Source organism: Limosilactobacillus avistercoris, from assembly GCF_014836425.1.
Classification (GTDB): Bacteria; Bacillota; Bacilli; order Lactobacillales; family Lactobacillaceae; genus Limosilactobacillus; species Limosilactobacillus agrestimuris.
Window position 1 is genome coordinate 71,306 of the sequence record NZ_JACSQW010000003.1, and the last position, 22,096, is coordinate 93,401.

Here is a 22,096-nt window from a genome sequence, read left to right on the forward strand (position 1 = left end):
TGTTTATTATCTCCTAACATATTAATCGCATTATAAGTATATAATGCCACCAAAAGTCTGATTTGACAAGCTTCTCAACAAAATTATCTGTTATTCATTTTAATATAGATAAAATAATATTTTATTTATATCATCTTTTATTAAACAGATGATAACATTAATGTTTAATAAAGTTCGAGAAATAAAGAAGTTCCGCCATCCAACAAATTGAATAACGGAACCTCTTTTGTCAAATTAATATTAATTTTTTATCGTTCGTCCTCGACGACTATTTTCACTACTATTTTTTACTTTTAAAGTAATCTTTCCTTGGTGAGCACCGACAACCACATTATCACCGGTTTTAATCTCATCACTTAATAATGCAGTACTTAATGGATCCTCAACCAAATCCTGTAAAGCACGCCGAAGTGGACGAGCACCATATGCCGGATCGTAACCCTTAGTTGCTACAACATCAACCGCTGCAGGAGTGACTTTCAGGTTTATTCCTTGTTCCGCGACCCGTGCTCTTAATCGAGCAACCATTAGTTTAACGATTTGATGAAGTTCATCCTTTTGTAAGGAGTGGAAAATTACCGTTTCATCAATCCGGTTCAAAAACTCGGGACGGAAATGTAACTTCAATTGTTGACGGATTGCAGATGCCATTGCTTGATAGTCTTGACTAACATCTCGTGCACCAAAACCAACTTCCTTCTCATCCTGAAGCTGGGTAGCCCCAAGATTAGAAGTCATAATGATAATGGTATTACGAAAATCTACTTTTCTCCCCTTAGCGTCAGTCAAGTAACCATCATCAAGAACTTGAAGTAACAAGTTAAAGACATCTGGATGAGCCTTTTCAGCTTCATCTAACAGCACAACTGAGTAAGGATGTTGACGAACCTTTTCGGTTAACTGTCCACCCTCATCATAGCCAACATAACCAGGAGCTGCACCAATTAACCGACTCGTACTGTACTTTTCCATATACTCGGACATGTCGATCCGGATCATATTGTCCTCTGAACCAAACATTGCCGCTGCAAGTGCCTTTGCTAACTCGGTCTTCCCGACACCAGTTGGCCCAAGAAACATAAATGAACCAATTGGTCGTTGCGGATCCTTCAACCCACTTCGAGCACGACGAATTGCCTTTGCAACCACAGAAACAGCTTCGTCCTGGCCGATAACCCGGTTATGAAGAACTTTTTCAAGATTAACCAGTCGTTCACTCTCGCTCTTCTTCAACTGGGTTAGTGGAACACCAGTCCATTCAGCCACAATCTTAGCAACGTCTTCTCCAGTAGTATGTAGCTGGTGCTTTGTAGATTGCTTCTCTGCCTTCTTTTCTTGCTCATCAACCTTGGCCTTTAATGTCAATTCTTCTTGACGAAGGTTCGCAGCTTGATCAAAGTCCTGATTCTCAATCGCATTTTCCTTCTTCTGACGAAGTTCAGCTAATTTAGAAGTCAGTGATGGCTGATGCTTTTTCTTTTCTTCAGCATCAATCCGTACCATTGATGAAGCTTCATCAACTAAATCAATTGCCTTATCTGGTAGGTAACGATCAGTAATATACCGACTAGAAAGTTTAACAGCTTGTTTTAAGGCATCATCATCAATCTTGACATGGTGATGTTCTTCATATTTTGGCCGTAAACCGTTCAAAATTTGCAAGGCAGCATTTTCAGATGGTTCTTCAACTTGAACTGTGGCGAACCGACGCTCTAATGCAGCATCCGATTCAATATACTTTTGATATTCATCAAGAGTAGTTGCTCCAATAGTCTGTAAGTCACCACGAGCAAGGGCTGGTTTCAAAATATTAGAAGCATCAATTGCTCCTTCAGCTCCTCCGGCACCAATCAAGGTATGTAATTCGTCAATAAAGAGAATTACGTGACCATCTTTTTGAATCTCATCAATAACCTTTTTTAGACGATCTTCAAATTCTCCTCGATACTTAGTCCCGGCAACTAACGAGCCCATATCAAGCATCATTAAACGTTTTTGCGCTAAATCTTCAGGAACTTCATTATTTGCCATCTGGCGAGCTAACTCTTCCGCCACTGCGGTTTTCCCAACCCCCGGTTCACCGATCAGGACTGGGTTATTCTTTGTCCGCCGACTAAGAATTTGTTCCACCCGTCGCAACTCTTTATCACGACCGATTACGGGATCAAGCTTACCATCTCTTGCCATTTGAGTCATATCTCGAGCAAGCTTATCAAGGGTTGGAGTTCCTGACTTTCTTGCCTGCCGCCTTTGTTGTTTCCCTAACCGTTGTCGTGCTTGAATATCAGAAATACCAAGGCGACGTAAGGTTACCTTACGAATCTGACGTGGTAAAACATCCAGGCTCATTAGAATCCTTGAAGAAAGGATCCCTTCATCGGAAATCAACGCAAGCAAAATATGCTCAGTACCGATCTTTAACGCATTTAACTGTTGTGCTTCCTGACCAGATAACGCTAAAACTTGTCGTGCCTTTGGTGAATACGGGAGATAATCGGCCGGTCCCATGTCATCCATCGTTCCGTAACCAATCATTCTTTCAATTTCCTCTTGAATATCATCGCTGGTAATGGAGAATTGCTCAAAAATCTTGCTAGCAATCCCCTCTTTCTCAATTGCCAATGCAAGTAATAAATGTTCAGTACCCACGGCTTGGTGTTTAAAGTATTTTGCTTGTTCATGGGCAAGTGCTAAGACGTGCTTAGCACTTGGTGTAAACATATTATCCATTAATTACTTTCCCCCTAGCTCTCATACCGTAAACGATTCAGCATTGAAATTAAAATTCTCGCTCTCAAACGAGATTCAACATTACAATCATTCACATTTAGTGTTTGCTTTGATAAGGCAACTAACATTAAGTCCCCCTCTCGCCTCGTCAATACTTTTTCATCATAAAGCGTTCGAATAATATCATAAGCATCACGCTCACTAATCGAATCACCAATTGCTTGGATCAGTGAGTTTAACACATCAACATTATCAAGTAAATTAACCCGCTCGATCCGAATATAACCACCGCCACCACGCTTACTTTGAACTAGGTAACCGTGTTGAATGGTAAATCGTGTCTTGATCACGTAGTTAATCTGTGATGGAACAACGTCAAAATGATTAGCAATTTCTGATCGGCGAATTTCAATCTGAGATGACTCTCCAAGAATTTGCTTCAAATACTCCTCAATAATATCTGAAATACTCTTTTCTTCCATTACATCACCTCCAAATCTTATTTGACTAATCTTGACCAAATTTTACCACAATATTAAATCGGGAACCAGAAAACAGTCTCAATTTAATATGGAATGTAATTTAAACCAGAAAAAGAGACTGGTGGCTCTCCAGTCTCTTTTATTTCAAAAAGGGGATAATTTAGATTAATCTTCTAGGCTGAAATCAACAACGTTCCGACCAACAACCTTGTTATCCTTTAATTCTTGGATCATGTCATTGATTTCACTAAGCTTCCGTGTCTTAACAATTGGGTGAACCTTACCTTCAGCACCAAATTGGAAACATTCAGCCAAGTCTTGACGAGTACCTACTAATGAACCAGCAACGATAATTCCATCAAGAACTGTCTTAGCAATGTTAAGTTTCATGTCACCTTGTGGAAGGGCAACGGCAACTAACTTACCATCTGGACGAAGTGAATCAACCGCTTGGTCAAATGCTGAAGCAGAAACAGCAGTTACAACAGCGGCATGAACGCCACCAACTTTTTCTTGGATTTGCTTATCAACGTCACCATCATGACGGTTAATAAGAATTTCTGCACCATTTTCCTTAGCAGCTTCAAGCTTGTCAGGATTACCATCAACAGCAATAACGTGAGCACCGAAGACGTTGTGAGCAAATTGAATTCCCAAGTTACCAAGACCACCAGCACCAACAATTGATACCCATTGACCTGGCTTAATGTCAGCAACCTTCAATGCCTTGTACATAGTAACACCGGCACAGGTTAATGAGGTAGCTTCAACAGGATCAAGGCCTTCTGGAACCTTAACAGCGTAGTCAGCAGGAACAATGCATTGTTCTGCCATTGCACCATCAGCAGTGTAACCGGCATTCAAAACGTTCCGGCAAAGTGTTTCACGACCAGTAAGGCAGTATTCACAGTGCCCACAGCCCTTAAAGAACCAAGCAATAGATACCCGGTCCCCAACTTTTAAGGAAGTAACGCCAGGAGCAACTTTAGATACACGACCAACACCTTCATGACCAATAATCCGACCTGGCTTCTTGCCAAAGTCACCAGCGGCAACGTGTAAGTCGGTGTGACAAAGACCACAGTATTCCATGTCAACTAAAGCTTCACCCGGCTTAAGATCACGAAGTTTAACATCCTTAACAGTAACGTAACCATCTACTGGATCATTAATAACAGCAGCTTTCATAATCTAAAATCTCCTTTGGACTTGTTATTTATTACACAAGCTATAATACCAAATTAGTTTTGCTTTTTAAAGCGCTTTTGTGAATAAATAAACAGAATTTTTTCAGACCAATATTTCTTTATTTGCCTACTATTTTACTTAATGTAATTGTAATCAGATAATACCAATGTGATTAAATTAGCAAATAAATTCTAATATATAGTCTTATTTTGTTAATCTCTATGTTCGCTTAGGAAGTCACCTTAAAATTTCAACTAATGACCGCTTTCAATTAAAATGCAAAAAGTGCCCCTAATTATGAAGATGGGACACTTTTAAGAATTAAATTAGCTATTGATATTGGGAAGTTATTACTAATAAGTAGAGGATAAATAAAAAGCCTGATGTATTAGCTTATTAAATACACCAGACTTTTTTATTATCGGAATTACAAGATTTGAACTTGCGACCTCTGCGTCCCGAACGCAGCGCTCTACCAAACTGAGCTAAATTCCGAAAAGAAAAAGCGTAGCAACACTGTTCAGTGTGCCACGCTTTTTTAGTAGTGCACCCAGAAGGAGTCGAACCTTCAACCTTCTGATTCGTAGTCAGACACTCTATCCAATTGCGCTATGGGTGCATAAGAGCGGAAGACGGGATTCGAACCCGCGACCCCCACCATGGCAAGGTGATGTTCTACCACTGAACTACTTCCGCATAACTGCTCTGCAACGATAATTAATATATCACGTGTCACAGACCGATGTCAATACTTTTTTGAAATAAATTTTTATTCCAAATGCGGATGAAGGGACTTGAACCCTTACATCTAAAAGATACAAGATCCTAAATCTTGCGCGTCTGCCAATTCCGCCACATCCGCATATGGAGGATACAGGGCTCGAACCTGTGACCTCCTGCTTGTAAGGCAGATGCTCTCCCAACTGAGCTAATCCTCCGAAAAATGATATATTCATAATGGAACTTTATTAATATATCATCATCTAAAATTAATGTCAACAATTATTTTAAACCAAGTTCAATTAATTTCTGATCAATCATTTTTAACACTTGTTTTGCTGCTTCTGGATCTTCGACAAAGTCATACTTATCCCCATCAATTAACATTTTAGGACTGGCATCATACTGCTTATACCAGTCACGGTAACGCTCATTAAGGTTCTTGTAGTAATTATAAAGAGATGGATCATTTGAAATTTGTTCATATGACCGACCACGTTTTTTAATCCGTTCAAGCATCGTATCAAACGAAACTTGAATTGTGATTAAAAGGTTAGGTGCTTTTTGATGTGGTTGTTCAGGCAATTCTTCCATCATGTTATGTAGTAATGATGAGTAAATATCAGATTCAGTTTCGGTTGCCCGTCCCATATCAGCGTTCAGTTTAAACAATAACGCATCTTCAAAGATTGAACGATCAAGGACATTTAAATCGTTTCCAAATGATTCTTTAATCTCATCTAACCGCCGATTCAAGAAGTAAATTTGTAATAAAAAGCCATACTTTTTTGGATCCTTATAGAAAAGTGGCAAAATCTTATTGTCATCAACTGATTCATAAAATGCTTGGCTATTTAAATGATCTGCAAGTAATCCGGTTAAACTTGTCTTTCCGGCACCTATCGTCCCTGCAAGTGCAATCATTGAATTTTTATCCCCCTTTGTTTGTTAAAAGCAACTTAACCATTCTACCATTGAACAAGGGAAAAAAGAAGAGACTGAATTGGTGTTTAGTTCTCTTTTTATTGTTCTTTTCAAATTACAAAAAAGATCCTGAAGTACCAAGTTTGATAGTACCAAGGATCTCTTATATAGAATAAAATTTTACTAATTATCTTCTGGCTCGTACTTTTCACCCTTAGTTCGCCGAGATAGGTCAACTTTTTTAAGTGGAATAATATGAGTCTTATACCGAATCTTGTAGTAGAAGAACAAAATAAGGAATAGCGGAACACTCATATATGTAATTAGTATATTAGACCAATCGAGTTTGGCAAATGCTTCAACATTTTGACCGCAAATAACGATCGTACAAAGAATGAACGCAAAAATTGGTCCAAATGGGTAAAGGGTGGCATGGTACTTAAGTTCACTTACAGAATGTCCCTGAGCGACATATGCTCTTCTGAAACGATAGTGAGAAATAGCAATTCCTAGCCATGCAATGAAACCACAAAGTCCAGAAGCATCAGTCAAGTAAAGGTAAGCTTGAGGAACAATAAATTGGGTTGCAAAGGCTAAAGTTGAAACTACCATTGTCCCGATCAGTGCATAGATCGGAATCCCCTGCCGGTTAACGTAGCCAAAGAACCGCCATGCATAACCTTCACGGGCCTGTGAATAAAGCATCCGGGTAGAGGCATATAAGCCAGAATTGGCAGCAGAAACAACGGCAGTTAAAATAACTGCATTCATAATACTAGCTGCAACTGCTAACCCAGCCCGCTTAAAAATAATGGTGAACGGACTCATCGTAATATTAGTAACATCAGAATTCAATAAGTTCTTGTCCGTGTAAGGTAGAACACAGGCAATAACAAAAATTGCAAAGATGTAGAATAAGAGGATCCGCCAGAAAGTTGAATGAATTGCCTTTGAGATAGATTTTTCCGGAGTAGCAGCTTCACCAGCAGTAATTCCGACTAATTCCGTTCCCTGGAAGGAGAATCCGGCAACTAAGAACACGCTAATGATTGCTGGGATCCCACCGACAAACGGTGCTTTTTTGTAATGAAAATTGCTAAAGCCAACTGGTTGACCACCCATAATTCCAAAGATAATTGCAACACCAACAATTAGGAAAACGACAACGGTTATTACTTTAATCAAAGCTAACCAGTATTCTGTTTCCCCATATGAACGAACTGATAAATAGTTAATTAAGAAAACAAGGACTAAAACAATCGTACTGAATATCCAACTCGGAACACGCGGCAGCCAGAAATTCATCACAATTCCTGCACTGGTCACATCAACCGGGATTGTAATGGCCCAATTAAACCAATAGTTCCACCCCATTGCGAACCCTAAAGCGGTATCAACAAACTTTGAAGAAAAGGCGGAGAATGAACCAGTGAGTGGCATATAAGTGGACATTTCACCTAAACTGGTCATTAAGAAATAAACCATAATTCCCATGATACCGTACGCAACTAGCGCGCCACCTGGTCCTGCGGTTGAAATAGCTGAACCACTCGTAATAAATAGCCCAGTACCAATCGTTCCACCTAAAGCAATCATCGCTAAGTGACGGGTCTTAAGGGTTCTTTTTATCTGCCCCTGACCACTACTCGTATCTTCTGACATTTTAATTCCTCCCCATATATCTGAGCGATTAAGCAATTAAAAAAGGTCTTCTAATAAGGCAACCCCATTAGAAGACCCAAAATTATCATTGAATCGTTCAGCGAAGCGCCCCGCGATTTATCGCGACAGTCCATGACTTTTTCAACCATGTCCCAACCCTTCTTAGAATAAGCTAAGAAAGATTTCGGCACTCCTTCCTTTCAAGACTACTCCGGAACTTATTTTCCTAATAGTCCATACTGATAAAGAATGCAACCTCTTCATTTTGACAATATTATACTCTCATCATTTAATAACGCAAGTTTTGCTTCCTACCCTAACGTTCCCAACACTCAATCATACCGGCTTTTATTGCTATTTGGATAAAACCACATCGCTTGAGTACCCACTTTGAAGATTCATTATTCTTCTTGGTCTCAGCGACTAATTTAACGTTATACTTATCTAACTCCTGACAAACAGCGCTTAAGGCTTCTATCATGTAACCACAGTGTTGAGCCGGAGGAGTAAGGAGGTAGCCAATCTCGTACTTTTTTGGAAACACCTCCCCATTTTCTCCATAAACATGAAGAAGAATGATTATTCCAAGTAATTGTTGTTTATCTCTCGTTTTAATTTGTAATACACACTCTGAATGACAAAGTAGTTGCAAAGAATTTAACTCAACCTTCCCAAACGAAACTAGGCCAGCTCGCCTAAATAATGACTGGTACCTCAGTAGAGGAGTTAATGAAGCCGCTTCTTGGGATCGAACACGTTTAATAATTAGCCGACTAGTCTTTATTATCATTTATCATCCTCCTATTTCCCGGGAAATAAAAAAGCGCAATCAAGATCGAACAGGATCCTTCGCGCTTTAACCTAATAAATTGAATTACTAAATACCTTCATCTCGCGAAAATTTGGTGCCCAAGCAACATATAACCATTCAGCCACTTGAAGCCAAGCGTATGCCAATAGCATTGCTGCAAGTGTATCTACTGGCCAGTGAGCATAAAGGTATACTCGAGAAACCGCTAAGAAGAAGATCGCGAAAATCAGTAATAACTGACAAATTGTTCGAACAGCTGCCCGTTGGATAATTGGAATTACCACCAAGAAGAGGATTCCGGCAACTAAAAACAAGCCAAGGGTGTGACCACTTGGAAAACTATAGCCATCATCAGTAACGAGGTGTTGTGCTGGACGAGCCCGTTTTACAAAGTGTTTAACGATGGTTCCTAAGACATCCCCACCAAGGATTGTGCAAATTGCCCATACCGCAGGGATCCGGTAATTTTTCAACCATAAAACAATTGCGATTATCAGAACCCATAGTAGGTCAAGCTTTGGACTAGCCAAAAAAGAGATTAAGGTCATTAAGGCATGGAACCAACCAATGTTCTCCAAACGTTGACTTGTGAACAAGGATTGAAAAATAGCATCCATCGTGGTTCCGATCGTCGAGTTGAACTTAATCATTAACATCAAAACAATAAAAACAACCCCGCTAATGGTGAATCGTTTCCATCGCTGATTATCTGGAACAATTAACATTATCTTTCTCCTATCATCTATATAAGCATTAGTTTAGAGTATACCATACCATTAAGCTTTTGATTTTGAAGTTTTCGATAAAGTACGAATATATTTAACGGCCCGAATCAATAATTCACCAAGTCCAAAGCCAAGGGTGATCGCACCGGCAATTACAATTACCTGGTAAAGGTAAAACATCGCTAAAGGATAATTACCTAGCGCAAAATTACGAACCATTTTATAAGCTTGTCCCCCAGGAACAAACGTTACTAACGCGGGAACATTAAAAACAATCATCGGCATTTTTAAATGACGAGCTGCGACCATGCTAAATAGTGAAATCAAGATAGCAGCAAACAGGTTACTAATTGCTAGTCCTACGTGATGATGATAATAGATGAGCCAATATATAACCCAAACCCCACCACCAATTATTCCAGCCATATTGTAGGCCCGTACTGGAATATGAAGTAAAATTCCGAAGCATACGGTTGAGACATACGAAAGAATAAATTGCAAAAATAAATTTTCCCAGTTCATTGGCTCCTCCTAACTAAAACGCATAACAATTACGATCGCACTTCCAATTGCAACTGCAGTTAAAATTGCCTCAATTCCTCGAGTTGGGGCACTGATTAGGTTTCCGGAAACCAAATCTCGCACCGCATTTGTTATCGGAATTCCAGGAACCAGTGGCATAACGCCACCAATAATGATTGAATTTGCGTTATGGGTCCACCCAAATTTTACGGTTAGAATTGCTAAAATACCAATTACTAACGAAGCACAAAATTCACCAAGATATTGAATTTTAAACTTACGAACTACGAAGGAAAAAACAGCATAACTTAAGCCACCAATGATAAAAACTGCCCACCAGTCTACCACGTCACCTGTAAAAACAACCATTAAAGCAGCACTTAAAACAGCTGCTGCAAGAGTTTCTAATGGATTTTGCCACCATCCACTTACCTGTCGCTCAACCGACTTCAACTGAGCATAAGCTTCAGGTAGTTCAATCACGCCACTGGCTAGTTCCCGCGAAACTTCATTTACTGCCGCTACTTTACTAAGATCGTTCTTTCGCCGCCGAATATCTGCAACTTGTGAATTAGGAAGATCATCACTACTAGCAACAATCCCAGTTAAGGTCGTAAAGGCTTGAAATTTTCTTAAACCAACATTTTTAGCCATTCGATCCAGGGTATCGTTCACCCTTTCCATATTTGAGCCATTTTCAATCAGGAGTCTCCCCGCAAGGACACAGGTTCGTAAGGCAAGAATTCGTCGTTGTTCCGTTATCATTAGTTTTCCCTCCTTAATAACAAGGTATATTAAAAGAGGCTGGGAATTACCTCAGCCTCTTTACATCAATTATTTACCTGTATCAGCCTTGATAAAGATATTATGTGATGCCTTGTATGAAACATTCAGTGGTGTATCTTCACCATCTTTTTCAATTACTAATGGTCCTTCAAATGGTTCATGACGAATCACTTTAACAGTATCATCTGGCCGTAATTTTAATTCTTCAAGGTATGTTAACAATTCATGATTATCCAAGAAACGTTCAAGTTGAACTGTCTCTCCATCATTGGCATCCGCTAATAAGCGATGGGAAACATCTGGGAATTGTCCACTGGCTGATGGAATTACCCCACCATGTGGACATGCTTGTGGGTGCTGTAAAAAATTGTCCAGCGCCGTTGCTAACCGGTCACTGGTTTGGTGTTCCAAAACTTCCGCTTCTGAGTGAACATCTGCAAAATTATAATGCAACTTATTAACCAGGAACGTTTCCCATAGACGATGCTTACGAACTAATTCAGCCGCATACTTTTGTCCCTTTTCAGTTAACGAAATTCCAGCATATGGTTCATGAACTACTAGTCCCTCATCTGATAATTTTGAGACCATTTCAGTTACAGAACCAGCTGCGATACCTAGGCCCAAAGAAATATCCTTATTTGAAACCTTTTTGTGGCTACCACCAAGCTCAAAGATAATCTTAAGATAATCTTCTTTCATCGGTGTCAAGGGCTACATCCTCCTCTACATTGTTTCTCGGCCTACGAACGGTCTACTAAGTTAATTAATAATAACATATTTGATTATAGCATAACTAATAAATAACTTCTTCGGATACCCTAATTTTTTTGTTAGTTATTATTTTAATATGATAAACTTAAAATAACATATACATTAATGAGGAGTTTTACAATGGATGAACAAATCACGGGAAAGCGTTTTTTAGCAGTAACCGTACTAAATGTTCTAATTACTGTTGTGGAAATTATTGGGGGCCTAGTTTCAGGAAGTTTAGCATTGCTATCCGATGCCTTTCATAACTTGGGGGATTCTTTTTCAATCGTCCTTGGTTATTTTGCCCAAATGATCGCAAACAAACCAGAAACAAGTAAAAGAACATACGGATACCGTCGAGCTGAAATACTAGCTGCAATGGTAAATGCTGCTTTTCTAGTAATCGTTTCAGTTTTTTTAATTATTGAAGCTGTTAAACGACTTCAACAACCAGCACATATCAACGGTGAAATAATGTTAATTGTCGCCGTTGTTGGTTTAGTTGCTAATCTTCTTTCAGCAATCCTCCTTCATGCCGGCAGCCACAGTAACTTAAACGTTAAGGCAACTTACCTCCATGTTTTAAGTGATGCTCTATCTTCATTTGCAGTTATCATCGGCGGGGTAATCTTAACCTTTGTTAACATCACCTGGCTTGACCCTGTCTTAACAATTGCTGTAGCTATCTACATTGCCTACGAAGCATGGCCAGTAATTAAACAGACCGTTACTATCCTGATGGAATCAGCACCAAAGCTTGATTATAAGGGAATTGAACAGGACCTAATCCAAATTGACGGTGTTACTGCAGTGCACCACGTTCATGCTTGGATGATTGATGAAAAGCGGATTATCTTTTCTGCTCACTTAAATTGCCATGATATGAAACTTAGCGATGTCGAAAAAATTTACCGACAAGTTGATAAACTATTAAATGAAAAATACGGAATCTGCCACGTCACTATTCAAGCAGAGTACCATCGAGGAAAAGATGAGGAATTCTTTGATACGGACGTCGACGAAGAAAATTTAATTAAATGATTAAAAAGGCCTAGGCGAAAACTAAAACGTTTTTCCTAGGCCTTAATATTATATTTAAACTAGAATAACCTACCAACACCATAGTGGATAGCAACCGTGATTAGCGCAATAATAATGTTTCGAATAACAGCAATTTTTACCAAGCCATTTCCAAGTTTAGAACTAATGTACCCAGTTAGTGCACTTGTTAATACAACCGCTAAAATAACTGCATACCACTTATAGGCGGATGGTGCGAAAGTCATTGCGCAGAGAGGGAAAATACCTCCAGCAGCTGCTGAAAATAGAGAGGAGAAAGCGGCATCCCATGGATTCAAGTAGTGACCTAATTCAATATCATACTTAACCCGTACAACGGTTTCCAAGGGCTTTTTATTAAGCAAATCTTTGGCAATTGCTAGCGAAGTTTCGGGAGTAACTCCTTTACTGACATAATAGTCCTTAACTGCCGCAACTTCACTTTCAAAATCTGTTTTTAATAAGTGCCGTTCATTTTTAACCGCTGATTGTTCAGTATCCTTTTGGGTCGAAACAGAAGCGTATTCACCAGAAGCCATTGAAAAGGCACATGCTAGCAAGTCTGAAAGACCAGCAATAAAAATTGTAAACCGATCAGATGTTGCCGCCGCAACTGAAACTAAGACACCAACAACGGTTAAAATTCCATCATTAGAACCTAAAACTCCAGCACGAAGCGTGTTGAGTTTTTCTTCCATTGTTTGCTTTTGATGTTTTTTCTTTGCCATTTCTCAACACCCCCTAATGTGCTAATAACTGCCCAATAATATAGGTAACACCCATCGTCAATAAACCAGCAATCGCATTTCGAATACTCCCCTTAAGGCGATCTGATTTACTCAAAATGGCTGCACAGTAACCGGTGATAAGTAAGGCAATTAAAACTGCAATGGCTGTCGCAAAGATCCGAACGTTTGCTGGAGAAAGTGTAACAGCAAGCATCGGTAAAATTGAACCAGTTGGAAAAGAAATAAATGAAGCAATCGCTGCAGCATAGGGACTAGTAAAGTATCTTGGATTAAAGCCATACCGTTCCTGAACAACGGTCGATAAAGCATCTTTATCCATTAATTCCTTCGTTGCTTGCTTAGCCAACTTAGGATCAATATCTTGAGCTTCATACTTTTTTTGAACATAGTCGAATTCCTTTTGATACTGATCACTTAAACGCTGACGTTCGCTAATTAACGCCATTTTTTGCGAATCCTTCTGGGTAGATACTGATACATACTCTCCCATACACATTGAAATCATGCCGGCAAGTGTTCCTGACAGTCCAGAAATCAAAATCGAATAAGAGTTATTGGTTGCCGCAGCAACACCAATAACGATTCCGGCAATTGAAATGATACCATCATTGGCCCCCATTACACTGGCCCGTAAAACATTAACTCTTTGAGCCAGTGACATTTTCTTTTTGGTCATTTCAAAAACTCCCCTTTTTAGATTAGAATCATTATAACATTCCTTGAAAGTAGATCAATAATTATGTTAGTAGTACTCATCCTAATTTAGAAAGATTATTAATTAGCTATCAAAGGATAAGAGGTCGGGAAAAAGCTTTCACTTTTTCACCGACCTCTTTATTCATAATGAATTAATTTCTTAAATAAGTGCTATTTACTAATTAGAAATAATTATTCATATCTTTGAACTGCAGTTGTCCGAATAACAAATACGGAAGTCCCTGCATGCTTAGTCATGTAAGATGCTTGGGAACCAACAGCCTTACGGTTACCCCACTTACCAATTGAACCAACAACTAATAAGTCTGGTTGGAATGCTGGAATGACGTGGTTGCAAATCCGTTCAGCTGGACGATCACCTTGATCAACAATTCCTGTAATCTTTTTTGGATCAACACCGTAGTCTACAGCAGCCTTTACGTATTCGTTAACCCGCTTCCGTAATTCATCAGCAGAGCTGTGAACGTAGTCTTTGTCAAGAATTTGATAAACGTTAACGTCATCAGTTTCCAAAATAGAAACAATCCCTAATTCAGAGCCATCACGTTTTGCCTTATCTACCGCATATGAAAAAGCGGCCCGGGCATCAGGTGCATCGTCGACACCGACAAGGATCTTCTTGAACTTCTTTGGCTTAATTTCAAACATTAAACTATTCCCCTCTCTGTGGTCCTGACGATCAATAGATTATCTCGATCGCAGTAAGTTTCACCTACTATGTTACTACTTATCAAATATTTGTAAATATTTATTTTGGTAGACCTAAAACAATATTCTATAGAATTAAATATTGATTATTTTTAAATTTTTATATTCGACAGGGCTTTCTTGCCTGTAGATCCAACAAGTTCTATAATTTAATTGTTTTAGTCCTCGTGGCCACAAACGATACTGTATATTTAGGGGAGAGTAAAACGCAATGTCAATGATAGAATTCCATAATGTCCAAAAATACTATGGTAAGTTCCATGCATTAAAGGACATTAATTTAACAATTGATGCTGGTGAGACCGTTGTTCTAATCGGTCCCTCTGGATCTGGGAAAAGTAGTCTGATTCGGACAATTAATGGTTTGGACCCAATTCGTGACGGAAAATTAATTGTTAACGGTTTTGATTTAGCTGATAAAAAGACTAACGTTAACTTAATTCGGAAAGATGTCGGAATGGTCTTCCAACATTTCAACCTCTACAATAATAAAAATGTTTTGGAAAATATCATGCTAGCACCACGAATCGTTCTTAAACGTCCAGAAAAAGAAAATCGTGAATTTGCAATGCAACTTCTTGAAAAGGTTGGGCTTGCAGATAAAGCTGATAACATGCCAGCACAACTATCTGGTGGTCAAAAGCAGCGAATTGCAATTGCACGAAGCCTCGCAATGAAGCCTAAATGTCTCTTGTTTGATGAACCGACAAGTGCCCTTGACCCAGAAATGATCGATGATGTCCTTAACGTAATGAAGGATATTGCAGAAAACTCGAAAATGACCATGTTAGTTGTTACCCACGAAATGGGCTTTGCACGTGATGTTGCGAATCGGGTTATTTTCATGGCTGATGGACGAATTATCGAAGATGACTCTACTGAGAAATTCTTCGGTGACCAACCAACCACACAACGTGCTCGCGACTTTATGAGTAAGATTAGCGGACACTAGAAGGAGGCCAAAATAATGAAAAAGATTTGGCACTTACTAACGGTTGTCGCAATTACTCTCGTTAGTCTTACAACCCTTTCTGGTTGTAGTTCAGTTGCCAACCAGGACATTTTAAAAGCTGATCAAAAGAGCAAGCAAATTACTTGGGGGGTTAAGGCTGATACCAAACTGTTCGGTTTGGAGGATATTCGGACTGGCAAACTTGAGGGATTTGAAATCGATCTTGCCAAGGCAATGACAAAAGAAATTCTTGGACCTCAAGGAAAAGCCGTTTTTGTTCCGGTTACTAGTAGTACACGGGTTCCATTACTAAAGAACGGAAACATTGATGCAATCATGGCTACCATGACTATTACTCCAGAACGGGAAAAACAAGTTGATTTTACCAAGTCATACTTTGATGCTGGTCAATCTCTTTTAGTTAAAAAAGGTAGCCCCATCAAGAATATCCAGGATCTCAATAAACCAGGTAAAGTAATCCTTGGTGTATCTGGTTCTAACTCAGTTAAAAATATTGCTAAATTTGCACCAAAAGCACGAGTACTCCAGCTTTCAGACTATGCCCAAGCAATGACAGCATTAAAGTCGAAACAAGGAAATGCCCTCACTACAGATAACGGTATCCTTTATGGGATGGCAAGTGAAAATCCCGGTTACGAAGTTGTTGGTGGTAACTTTACCAAAGAACCTTACGGAATTGCCGTTAACAAGAATCAGGCACCATTTAGGAATAAATTAAACTGGGCACTTAACCGGCTTGAGAAGAACGGGACTTACAACCGCCTTCTTCTTAAGTGGTTTGGTAATGTTAAAGGATTTAACTATCAGGAGATGAAACGTTAATGTTAGATATTATTACAACTCAGTGGCATCCCCTACTCAACGGTCTTTGGAATACCATTCTCTGTAGTCTGATTGCACTCGTTGGTAGTTTAGTTATTGGGACTTTCTTTGCACTGTTAGAAATTTCTAAATACCGAATTGTTCGCTTAATCGGTAGCATCTATGTCGAAATTTTTCGGAATATCCCCTTGCTGGTAATTGCAATGGGATTCTTCCTTATTGTTCCTATGTATATCGTTAAAATCAGTGGCTTTGCAGCCGGGACAATCGGTCTGACACTTTACACTTCAGCCTTTATTGCTGAGACTGTCCGTGCTGGGATTAATTCTGTCGAAGGTGGCCAACTCGAAGGGGCCCTTGCTAATGGTTTAACTCATGCCCAAGCGATGCGGTACATTATCTTACCTCAAGCTTTTAAGGTTGTTATTCCACCACTAGGTAACCAATTCATTAACCTGGTTAAGAATTCCTCTGTGCTTGCCTTCGTTGCCGGCTTTGACTTAATGTATGAAGGAAACTTAATCGCTAATGACACTTTAAAGACAATGCCAACTTACTTTATCGTTGGTGTTCTCTACCTGATCATTACTTTACCCCTCAGCTACTACATGCGTCACCTGGAAAAGAAGTTAGCTTAGGGAGGAATGAAAAATGCAAAATTTTATTGATGCTTATTCATGGATTAATATCCGCTTTCTTCTTCAAGGGCTTGGAGTTACGATTGAGATTTCAGTTGCCTCAATCATTTGCAGCTTCATCATTGGAACCTTATTAGGAATTATTCGCTATGCAAAAATTAAGTACGTCTCAGCAATCGTTGGTTTTATCATTGACTTAATTCGTAACTTACCATTGCTGCTAATAATTTTCTTTACCTACTTTGGACTTCCAAATATCGGTATTAAGCCAGAAATTATTCCAGCAGCTATCCTAGCACTGACCGTCTTTGAATCGTCAATGGTAGCTGAAATCGTTCGTTCTGGTATTAACTCTATTGACTATGGTCAAACTGAAGGGGCCCTTGCCAACGGACTAACTAAGTGGCAGGCACTACGACTAATCGTCTTACCACAAGCAATTAAAAATATGTTACCGGCATTAGTTAGTCAATTTATTTCATTGGTTAAGGATACTTCTTTAGCAACAATCATTGTCCTTCCAGAATTGATGTACCACGCTCAAATTATTTATGGGCAAAATACCAACTACATCATTCCAATGTTTGTTGCGTTAGCCGTATTATACTTTATTGTTTGTTACTCACTTTCTCTCCTTGCCCGCTACTTGGATAAACATTTAGTATAGGTAGGAAACTTAATATAACTAGAACGTAAAAAGAGGAAATGGCCTTCGCCATTTCCTCTTTTTTATCTATTAACCTTAATACTGAATCGAGAATCCAAAACGTTGGTGTTTCCCAGTTAATCGTCTGACATGACGTTCCATTACTTCTCTCCGGGTTCCAAACATCATCCAAAGGCTGAATCCCCCAAAGATTACTAGGAGGATTAATAACCCCCACCAGTCAGCTGGAACTAAGTCACCAGTTAACATTGTTGTTCCCGTTGCTAAAAAGCCAAACCAGTCAAGACTGAAATGCATTAACATTGTTAACCATAACTGACCAGTATATACATAAACAACCGATAAGAATAATCCTAGCAAGAAAGCCAGTGCAACTTGGTAAAGGGTCAAATCAATTCTTTGTCCCCTCAAGTTAATTAAGTGAGCAAACCCAAATAATAACGAACTGGTAATGATAGCTAATGGTAGTCGCTGCTTAACGTTACGCCATGCGTAAAAAAGAACCCCAAGCAATGCAAACCTAAACAAACTTTCTTCCGCAAGACCAGATTCAAATGCCTGACATGTTAGCTTAAAAAGCCCAGTTTTGGGCAAATGGACAATTGCTATCATATTACTTCCTAGTGGAATCACAAAAATGGCGAGCATTAATAACAGGATCCACCAATTAAAGTCACTACTCCAATTTGGCTTTAACCCTGGCCATGATAGGTGCCATGCACGCATTACGGTTACTGCAAATAGGAAATATGCAACGGCACCAACTGCACCCGTTGATAACAACATAGTTAACTTAGGGTTAGCAATTAGGTCAAATGGCAAATAGGTAAAGGGAACAATTACAATCTGAAACATCCAAATTACAAAGATAAATCGCTCAATGCTCAGATTCATTTGTCCACCAATAACGCTAGCGAACGGCGCATACATTACAAAGTAGTACAAAATCATGAGCAGTACCACACCACGCGATGGCATATGGAGCATCGTAATTATTTCCCGGGTAATTACCCCCCAAGCAAAGGTAAGAATTACTGGCTGTGCTAACCCCTGAATCCAGCAATTAACCTTACTGATAATTGGTGGGACATCCTCCCATAATTCTTCAGCTAATCCTAAGCCAAGAATAATTACCATCCATAACAACTGCAGCCAAATATTGCGGCCAAGTTCAAAGTTACGAATCATCATCATCATTAAAATAATTAAAGTCGCACCAATTTGAACTCGATACCAGATCTTTAAATAATCTCTTCCAGTCATCGAGATTCCTCCAAATAAATAATTGCTTATACTGTTTGATCATACCAAATTATACCAATGAATTTAAACATTTTATCTTAGAAATTATTTTAGTTAATTAAAGATATAAATAAGCCCCAAAGTCCGGAAAGCCGGACTCTGAGACTTATTACTCATCGCTATTCATTTTTACCAGCAGCAACTGGTTCCTTTTTAGCGTTTTGCTTTTTGGAATTACCATGCTTTTGCTGTTGATTACGATGTTTTTGGTGGTTCTTCCGATTGTTATTTTCATGACCCGCTTTTTTCTTATTACTTGGTTGACGGTAGTGATGGTTTTCGTAGTGACGATCACCATTCAAAATCGTTACCATTGGAATAATTACGGGGCGACGACCTGTTCGAGCATAGAGAAGCTTTTGCAAACGACTAATAATCGTCCGGTTAAGGGCGCGACGATCCACATGCTTATGGTTCTTAAAGGTATTTAAGATTGCCCAGAAGACCTCGTGGTTAGCTGCCTTAATTAACTCTTGAGACTCGTGCATGTAAACAAATCCTCGCGAAACAATATCTGGTCCCGCAACAATCTGGTAATCCTTCAAGTCAACAACTGCAACTGCTGTTACAACCCCTTCTTCAGAAAGAAGGCGACGTTCATGAATTTCTGGATTACCAACAGTATCACCAGCATCGCGGCCATCAATATAAACATCTGCAGCACTATCGATATGGTCCGCAACCCGTGCAGAATCCTTAGTTAGCGCTAATACATCCCCGTTAGCCAAGATAAAACTATTCTCTTGTGGGACACCAGTCATTTCAGCTAGCTTTGTATGGATCTTTTGCATCCGGTATTCACCGTGAACTGGTGCAAAGAACTTTGGCTTCATTAACCGCAACATGAATTCTTCATCGATTTGACCACCGTGACCAGAAGTGTGAATGTTGTTAACGTAACCGTGAATAACGTTTGCGCCATCTTCTTCTAGCTTGTTGATTAATGTGTTAACACTAGTAGTATTCCCAGGAATTGGGTTACTTGAGAAGACAACAGTATCACCAGGTTGAATGGTGATTTGACGGTGCGTTCCGTTAGCAATCCGGCTCAAAGCTGCCATTGGTTCACCCTGAGAACCAGTACACATAATCAATACCTTTTCCGGTGGATAGTTATTAATTTCATTTTGGTCAATTAATGAATCCTTAGGAATATTAAGGTAACCAAGTTCTTGTCCTGCCGCAATAGCATTTTCCATGCTCCGTCCAAATACGGCAATCTTCCGTCCTTGGGCAATCGCAGCATCAGATGCTTCCCGTAACCGGTAAACGTTTGAAGCAAATGAAGCAAAAATGATCCGGCCCTTAATCCGTTCAAAAATCCGCCGAATGTGAATATCAACCCACCGTTCCGACTTAGTAAACTGTGGTCGTTCAGCGTTTGTACTGTCAGAAGTTAAGAGGAGAACCCCTTCATCACCAAGCTTTGCCATTTGTTGGAGATTTGGTCCTGGCAAATGACCAACTGGTGTTAAGTCAAACTTAAAGTCTCCAGTTTGAATAATCGTCCCTTGTGGAGTGTGGACAGCAACACCCAAAGTATCAGGGATTGAGTGGGTTGTCCGGAAGAAGCTAACCCAAAGCTTCTTAAAGTGGACTTCATCAAATTCATTAATTTCATGGAGTTCCGCATCACGCAAAAGGTGCTTTTCTTCCAACTTTCCCTTAATTAGGGACATCGCAAATGGCCCGGCATAGATTGGCGCATTTACATTTTGTAAGAAGAAGGGCAACCCACCAATGTGATCTTCATGTCCGTGGGTAATAAAGATTCCCTTAATTTTATCCTTATTCTCAATTAGGTAATCGTAATTTTGAATTACATAATCAACACCCAGGAGTTCGTCTTCAGGGAAAAGCACACCGCAGTCAATAATGATGATTTCATCTTGGAATTGAACACAGTACATGTTCTTACCAATTTCGCCTAAGCCCCCCATGGCATAAAAGGCGACTTCATTGTTCTTAATATTTAATTTTGACATAATACCTTTCTTGTACCTTTCTATTTGAATTTTATTAAAAATCAATAACGGAAAATTGTAGACCAAAAGACCCACTTTTCGGGTTAGAAAAGGGTTTCTTGGTGATTCAGTTTTACTTTTTTATATCCGTACTAAAAACTAATCATATTTTACCATATATTATCTTTTTCTGCTATCATTCAAGATTCCAAAATAAAAGAGACCGGATTAATTTCCCAGTCTCTTAAATTTAAAGGTATTAATAATGTAATTTGAATATCCCTACTACAATTTTACAAAAGATTTGTTTCCTAGTCTTCTGTCGGCAAACCTTCTTCTTCCTTTTGCCACAACTTTTCTAAGGGAACAATTGGTTCTCCTTCTTGATTGAATTTTACATCAGTCAATTCACTAAGGACCTCTTCATAAGCACTTTTGCAAAGGCGTTCGCTAATTTCAGCTAGTTCTTTTTCACCGTGGTAAGCATTCTCCTTCAAAATGTGGTTGATTGTCCCCATAACCTCATTTGAAGCCTTTGCCCCCATAATTTCGAGACTCTTCAATTGGTATTGATGAATGTAAAAGGCAATAAACGTCTTCAAAGCTGCTTTTTTAGCGGCATGATTATCTAGTTCATCATAGCGTAATTCTACTTGTGCCATTTTGATCGCTTCCCTTTCTTAATTTGCCATAAAATACATTATCTTTCATTAATACCATAACACAATCTAATCACTTCTGCCGAAGATGTAATTTAGTTTTTCCGTTCTCAACAGTCGCATAAACTTCGGTACGAGGATCTTCAGCTACTTCACCTATTTCAATCTCCCCCTTACCAGGGCCTAGCTGCTTAACACTCAACTTTTGATTAAGAATAAATTCACGTAATAATTTAACAGACTCGCGACGTTCCTGTTCCTTTTTAACGGCTACTGCAAGTGTATACCCTTGATCAAGGAAAAATTTAATCGTACAGACCCGAAAAAGCATGGTAACGGGAAAAAGGTGATTTTGGTTTTTCTCTCCCTGTTCCGATTCTATGTACCCCTTCTTTTCCCAATAACGGATTTGGCTTGGTGATACTCCCGTCATTTCCGCTAGTTGTGACATCGTAACCCGTAAATTATTTTGCCCAATCATCTTATGAAACCGCTCCGCAAGTAAAATACTCATCATCCTCTTCCAAAGTTT

Annotated in this window: 22 protein-coding genes, 5 tRNA genes and 1 riboswitch; of the genes, 5 read left to right on the forward strand and 22 right to left on the reverse strand. The window is 39.2% G+C overall.

The features are described 5' to 3' along the window. Positions 1 to 240 precede the first annotated feature (240 nt). The 15 genes from H9564_RS01775 to H9564_RS01845 all read right to left on the reverse strand — a co-directional run bounded on the left by H9564_RS01775 (position 241) and on the right by H9564_RS01845 (position 11,261). Positions 241 to 2,730 carry an ATP-dependent Clp protease ATP-binding subunit gene (locus H9564_RS01775; RefSeq protein ID WP_191683839.1) on the reverse strand — a complete coding sequence of 830 codons (2,490 nt, stop codon included), beginning with the start codon at positions 2,728 to 2,730 and terminating at the stop codon, positions 241 to 243. 14 nt (positions 2,731 to 2,744) lie between these two features. Next, on the reverse strand, positions 2,745 to 3,212 hold the full coding sequence (locus H9564_RS01780) for a CtsR family transcriptional regulator (protein WP_191683840.1): 468 nt from the start codon (positions 3,210 to 3,212) through the stop codon (positions 2,745 to 2,747). 165 nt (positions 3,213 to 3,377) lie between these two features. After that, positions 3,378 to 4,400, reverse strand: coding sequence for an alcohol dehydrogenase AdhP (gene adhP, locus H9564_RS01785; RefSeq protein ID WP_191683841.1), 1,023 nt, complete (start codon positions 4,398 to 4,400; stop codon positions 3,378 to 3,380). Between the two features lie 421 nt (positions 4,401 to 4,821). Next, positions 4,822 to 4,895 (reverse strand) — tRNA-Pro (locus tag H9564_RS01790). 50 nt (positions 4,896 to 4,945) lie between these two features. Then, positions 4,946 to 5,019 (reverse strand) — tRNA-Arg (locus H9564_RS01795). Positions 5,020 to 5,024: 5 nt separating this feature from the next. Then, positions 5,025 to 5,096: transfer RNA gene (locus tag H9564_RS01800), tRNA-Gly, on the reverse strand. Positions 5,097 to 5,179: 83 nt separating this feature from the next. Further along, positions 5,180 to 5,262, reverse strand: a tRNA-Leu gene (locus tag H9564_RS01805). Between the two features lie 3 nt (positions 5,263 to 5,265). Beyond that, positions 5,266 to 5,338, reverse strand: a tRNA-Val gene (locus tag H9564_RS01810). A 64-nt stretch (positions 5,339 to 5,402) separates the two neighbouring features. Next, positions 5,403 to 6,044 (reverse strand): deoxynucleoside kinase, encoded by a 642-nt coding sequence (locus H9564_RS01815; RefSeq protein ID WP_191683842.1) that lies wholly within the window; start codon positions 6,042 to 6,044, stop codon positions 5,403 to 5,405. Positions 6,045 to 6,227: 183 nt separating this feature from the next. Next, positions 6,228 to 7,706 carry an amino acid permease gene (locus H9564_RS01820; protein ID WP_191683843.1) on the reverse strand — a complete coding sequence of 493 codons (1,479 nt, stop codon included), beginning with the start codon at positions 7,704 to 7,706 and terminating at the stop codon, positions 6,228 to 6,230. Between the two features lie 95 nt (positions 7,707 to 7,801). Further along, positions 7,802 to 7,975, reverse strand: a riboswitch (Lysine riboswitch). A 47-nt stretch (positions 7,976 to 8,022) separates the two neighbouring features. Then, positions 8,023 to 8,496 (reverse strand): GNAT family N-acetyltransferase, encoded by a 474-nt coding sequence (locus H9564_RS01825; protein ID WP_191683844.1) that lies wholly within the window; start codon positions 8,494 to 8,496, stop codon positions 8,023 to 8,025. Between the two features lie 71 nt (positions 8,497 to 8,567). Beyond that, positions 8,568 to 9,242 (reverse strand): phosphatase PAP2 family protein, encoded by a 675-nt coding sequence (locus H9564_RS01830; protein WP_191683845.1) that lies wholly within the window; start codon positions 9,240 to 9,242, stop codon positions 8,568 to 8,570. A gap of 51 nt (positions 9,243 to 9,293) precedes the next feature. Further along, positions 9,294 to 9,764 carry a threonine/serine exporter family protein gene (locus tag H9564_RS01835; RefSeq protein WP_191683846.1) on the reverse strand — a complete coding sequence of 157 codons (471 nt, stop codon included), beginning with the start codon at positions 9,762 to 9,764 and terminating at the stop codon, positions 9,294 to 9,296. A 9-nt stretch (positions 9,765 to 9,773) separates the two neighbouring features. Then, on the reverse strand, positions 9,774 to 10,529 hold the full coding sequence (locus H9564_RS01840; protein ID WP_191683847.1) for a threonine/serine exporter family protein: 756 nt from the start codon (positions 10,527 to 10,529) through the stop codon (positions 9,774 to 9,776). A 69-nt stretch (positions 10,530 to 10,598) separates the two neighbouring features. Further along, positions 10,599 to 11,261, reverse strand: a complete 663-nt coding sequence (locus H9564_RS01845) for a metal-dependent transcriptional regulator (protein WP_191683848.1) — start codon at positions 11,259 to 11,261, stop codon at positions 10,599 to 10,601. 183 nt (positions 11,262 to 11,444) lie between these two features. Here H9564_RS01845 and H9564_RS01850 point away from each other — a divergent pair, with 183 nt between their 5' ends. Beyond that, positions 11,445 to 12,347 carry a cation diffusion facilitator family transporter gene (locus H9564_RS01850; RefSeq protein WP_191683849.1) on the forward strand — a complete coding sequence of 301 codons (903 nt, stop codon included), beginning with the start codon at positions 11,445 to 11,447 and terminating at the stop codon, positions 12,345 to 12,347. A gap of 59 nt (positions 12,348 to 12,406) precedes the next feature. Here H9564_RS01850 and H9564_RS01855 read toward each other — a convergent pair whose 3' ends face one another. From H9564_RS01855 to H9564_RS01865, 3 genes are all read right to left on the reverse strand, one after another. Beyond that, positions 12,407 to 13,093 (reverse strand): VIT1/CCC1 transporter family protein, encoded by a 687-nt coding sequence (locus H9564_RS01855; RefSeq protein WP_191683850.1) that lies wholly within the window; start codon positions 13,091 to 13,093, stop codon positions 12,407 to 12,409. 13 nt (positions 13,094 to 13,106) lie between these two features. Beyond that, positions 13,107 to 13,790 (reverse strand): VIT1/CCC1 transporter family protein, encoded by a 684-nt coding sequence (locus tag H9564_RS01860; protein ID WP_191683851.1) that lies wholly within the window; start codon positions 13,788 to 13,790, stop codon positions 13,107 to 13,109. Between the two features lie 212 nt (positions 13,791 to 14,002). Further along, entirely contained in the window at positions 14,003 to 14,479 is a 477-nt protein-coding gene (locus H9564_RS01865) for a universal stress protein (RefSeq protein ID WP_191683852.1), read from the reverse strand. Positions 14,480 to 14,750: 271 nt separating this feature from the next. On the opposite strand from H9564_RS01865, the gene H9564_RS01870 reads away from it, so the two are divergent. Genes H9564_RS01870 through H9564_RS01885 form a run of 4 tightly spaced genes read left to right on the forward strand, consistent with a single transcriptional unit; the run spans position 14,751 to position 17,639 of the window. Further along, complete coding sequence (locus tag H9564_RS01870; RefSeq protein WP_318241062.1) at positions 14,751 to 15,491, forward strand: amino acid ABC transporter ATP-binding protein; 741 nt, start codon at positions 14,751 to 14,753, stop codon at positions 15,489 to 15,491. Positions 15,492 to 15,506: 15 nt separating this feature from the next. Continuing rightward, positions 15,507 to 16,334: a transporter substrate-binding domain-containing protein gene (locus tag H9564_RS01875; RefSeq protein ID WP_191683853.1), complete on the forward strand. Its 828-nt coding sequence runs from the start codon at positions 15,507 to 15,509 to the stop codon at positions 16,332 to 16,334. After that, a complete protein-coding gene (locus H9564_RS01880) occupies positions 16,334 to 16,972 on the forward strand; it encodes an amino acid ABC transporter permease (RefSeq protein WP_191683854.1) in 639 nt (212 codons plus the stop codon). Before H9564_RS01875 ends, H9564_RS01880 begins: the two co-directional genes overlap by 1 nt. Before the next feature lie 13 nt (positions 16,973 to 16,985). After that, positions 16,986 to 17,639 (forward strand): amino acid ABC transporter permease, encoded by a 654-nt coding sequence (locus tag H9564_RS01885; protein WP_191683855.1) that lies wholly within the window; start codon positions 16,986 to 16,988, stop codon positions 17,637 to 17,639. Between the two features lie 75 nt (positions 17,640 to 17,714). On the opposite strand, the gene H9564_RS01890 is transcribed toward H9564_RS01885, so the two are convergent. From H9564_RS01890 to H9564_RS01905, 4 genes are all read right to left on the reverse strand, one after another. After that, positions 17,715 to 18,902, reverse strand: coding sequence for a CPBP family intramembrane glutamic endopeptidase (locus tag H9564_RS01890; RefSeq protein ID WP_191683856.1), 1,188 nt, complete (start codon positions 18,900 to 18,902; stop codon positions 17,715 to 17,717). Between the two features lie 158 nt (positions 18,903 to 19,060). Then, positions 19,061 to 20,926: a ribonuclease J1 gene (rnjA, locus tag H9564_RS01895; RefSeq protein WP_191683857.1), complete on the reverse strand. Its 1,866-nt coding sequence runs from the start codon at positions 20,924 to 20,926 to the stop codon at positions 19,061 to 19,063. A gap of 290 nt (positions 20,927 to 21,216) precedes the next feature. Then, on the reverse strand, positions 21,217 to 21,567 hold the full coding sequence (locus tag H9564_RS01900) for a DUF3368 domain-containing protein (RefSeq protein ID WP_191683858.1): 351 nt from the start codon (positions 21,565 to 21,567) through the stop codon (positions 21,217 to 21,219). Positions 21,568 to 21,637: 70 nt separating this feature from the next. Continuing rightward, a complete protein-coding gene (locus H9564_RS01905; protein ID WP_318241063.1) occupies positions 21,638 to 22,081 on the reverse strand; it encodes a MerR family transcriptional regulator in 444 nt (147 codons plus the stop codon). Positions 22,082 to 22,096: the final 15 nt, after the last annotated feature.

Excerpts from the sequence above, each read along its gene's own strand:
- H9564_RS01775 (WP_191683839.1), bottom strand. The coding sequence starts at position 2,730 with ATGGATAATATGTTTACACCAAGTGCTAAGCACGTCTTAGCACTTGCC.
- H9564_RS01780 (WP_191683840.1), bottom strand. The coding sequence starts at position 3,212 with ATGGAAGAAAAGAGTATTTCAGATATTATTGAGGAGTATTTGAAGCAA.
- adhP (WP_191683841.1), bottom strand. The coding sequence starts at position 4,400 with ATGAAAGCTGCTGTTATTAATGATCCAGTAGATGGTTACGTTACTGTT.
- H9564_RS01815 (WP_191683842.1), bottom strand. The coding sequence starts at position 6,044 with ATGATTGCACTTGCAGGGACGATAGGTGCCGGAAAGACAAGTTTAACC.
- H9564_RS01820 (WP_191683843.1), bottom strand. The coding sequence starts at position 7,706 with ATGTCAGAAGATACGAGTAGTGGTCAGGGGCAGATAAAAAGAACCCTT.
- H9564_RS01825 (WP_191683844.1), bottom strand. The coding sequence starts at position 8,496 with ATGATAATAAAGACTAGTCGGCTAATTATTAAACGTGTTCGATCCCAA.
- H9564_RS01830 (WP_191683845.1), bottom strand. The coding sequence starts at position 9,242 with ATGTTAATTGTTCCAGATAATCAGCGATGGAAACGATTCACCATTAGC.
- H9564_RS01835 (WP_191683846.1), bottom strand. The coding sequence starts at position 9,764 with ATGAACTGGGAAAATTTATTTTTGCAATTTATTCTTTCGTATGTCTCA.
- H9564_RS01840 (WP_191683847.1), bottom strand. The coding sequence starts at position 10,529 with ATGATAACGGAACAACGACGAATTCTTGCCTTACGAACCTGTGTCCTT.
- H9564_RS01850 (WP_191683849.1), top strand. The coding sequence starts at position 11,445 with ATGGATGAACAAATCACGGGAAAGCGTTTTTTAGCAGTAACCGTACTA.
- H9564_RS01855 (WP_191683850.1), bottom strand. The coding sequence starts at position 13,093 with ATGGCAAAGAAAAAACATCAAAAGCAAACAATGGAAGAAAAACTCAAC.
- H9564_RS01860 (WP_191683851.1), bottom strand. The coding sequence starts at position 13,790 with ATGACCAAAAAGAAAATGTCACTGGCTCAAAGAGTTAATGTTTTACGG.
- H9564_RS01865 (WP_191683852.1), bottom strand. The coding sequence starts at position 14,479 with ATGTTTGAAATTAAGCCAAAGAAGTTCAAGAAGATCCTTGTCGGTGTC.
- H9564_RS01870 (WP_318241062.1), top strand. The coding sequence starts at position 14,751 with ATGTCAATGATAGAATTCCATAATGTCCAAAAATACTATGGTAAGTTC.
- H9564_RS01875 (WP_191683853.1), top strand. The coding sequence starts at position 15,507 with ATGAAAAAGATTTGGCACTTACTAACGGTTGTCGCAATTACTCTCGTT.
- H9564_RS01880 (WP_191683854.1), top strand. The coding sequence starts at position 16,334 with ATGTTAGATATTATTACAACTCAGTGGCATCCCCTACTCAACGGTCTT.
- H9564_RS01885 (WP_191683855.1), top strand. The coding sequence starts at position 16,986 with ATGCAAAATTTTATTGATGCTTATTCATGGATTAATATCCGCTTTCTT.
- H9564_RS01890 (WP_191683856.1), bottom strand. The coding sequence starts at position 18,902 with ATGACTGGAAGAGATTATTTAAAGATCTGGTATCGAGTTCAAATTGGT.
- rnjA (WP_191683857.1), bottom strand. The coding sequence starts at position 20,926 with ATGTCAAAATTAAATATTAAGAACAATGAAGTCGCCTTTTATGCCATG.
- H9564_RS01900 (WP_191683858.1), bottom strand. The coding sequence starts at position 21,567 with ATGGCACAAGTAGAATTACGCTATGATGAACTAGATAATCATGCCGCT.
- H9564_RS01905 (WP_318241063.1), bottom strand. The coding sequence starts at position 22,081 with ATGATGAGTATTTTACTTGCGGAGCGGTTTCATAAGATGATTGGGCAA.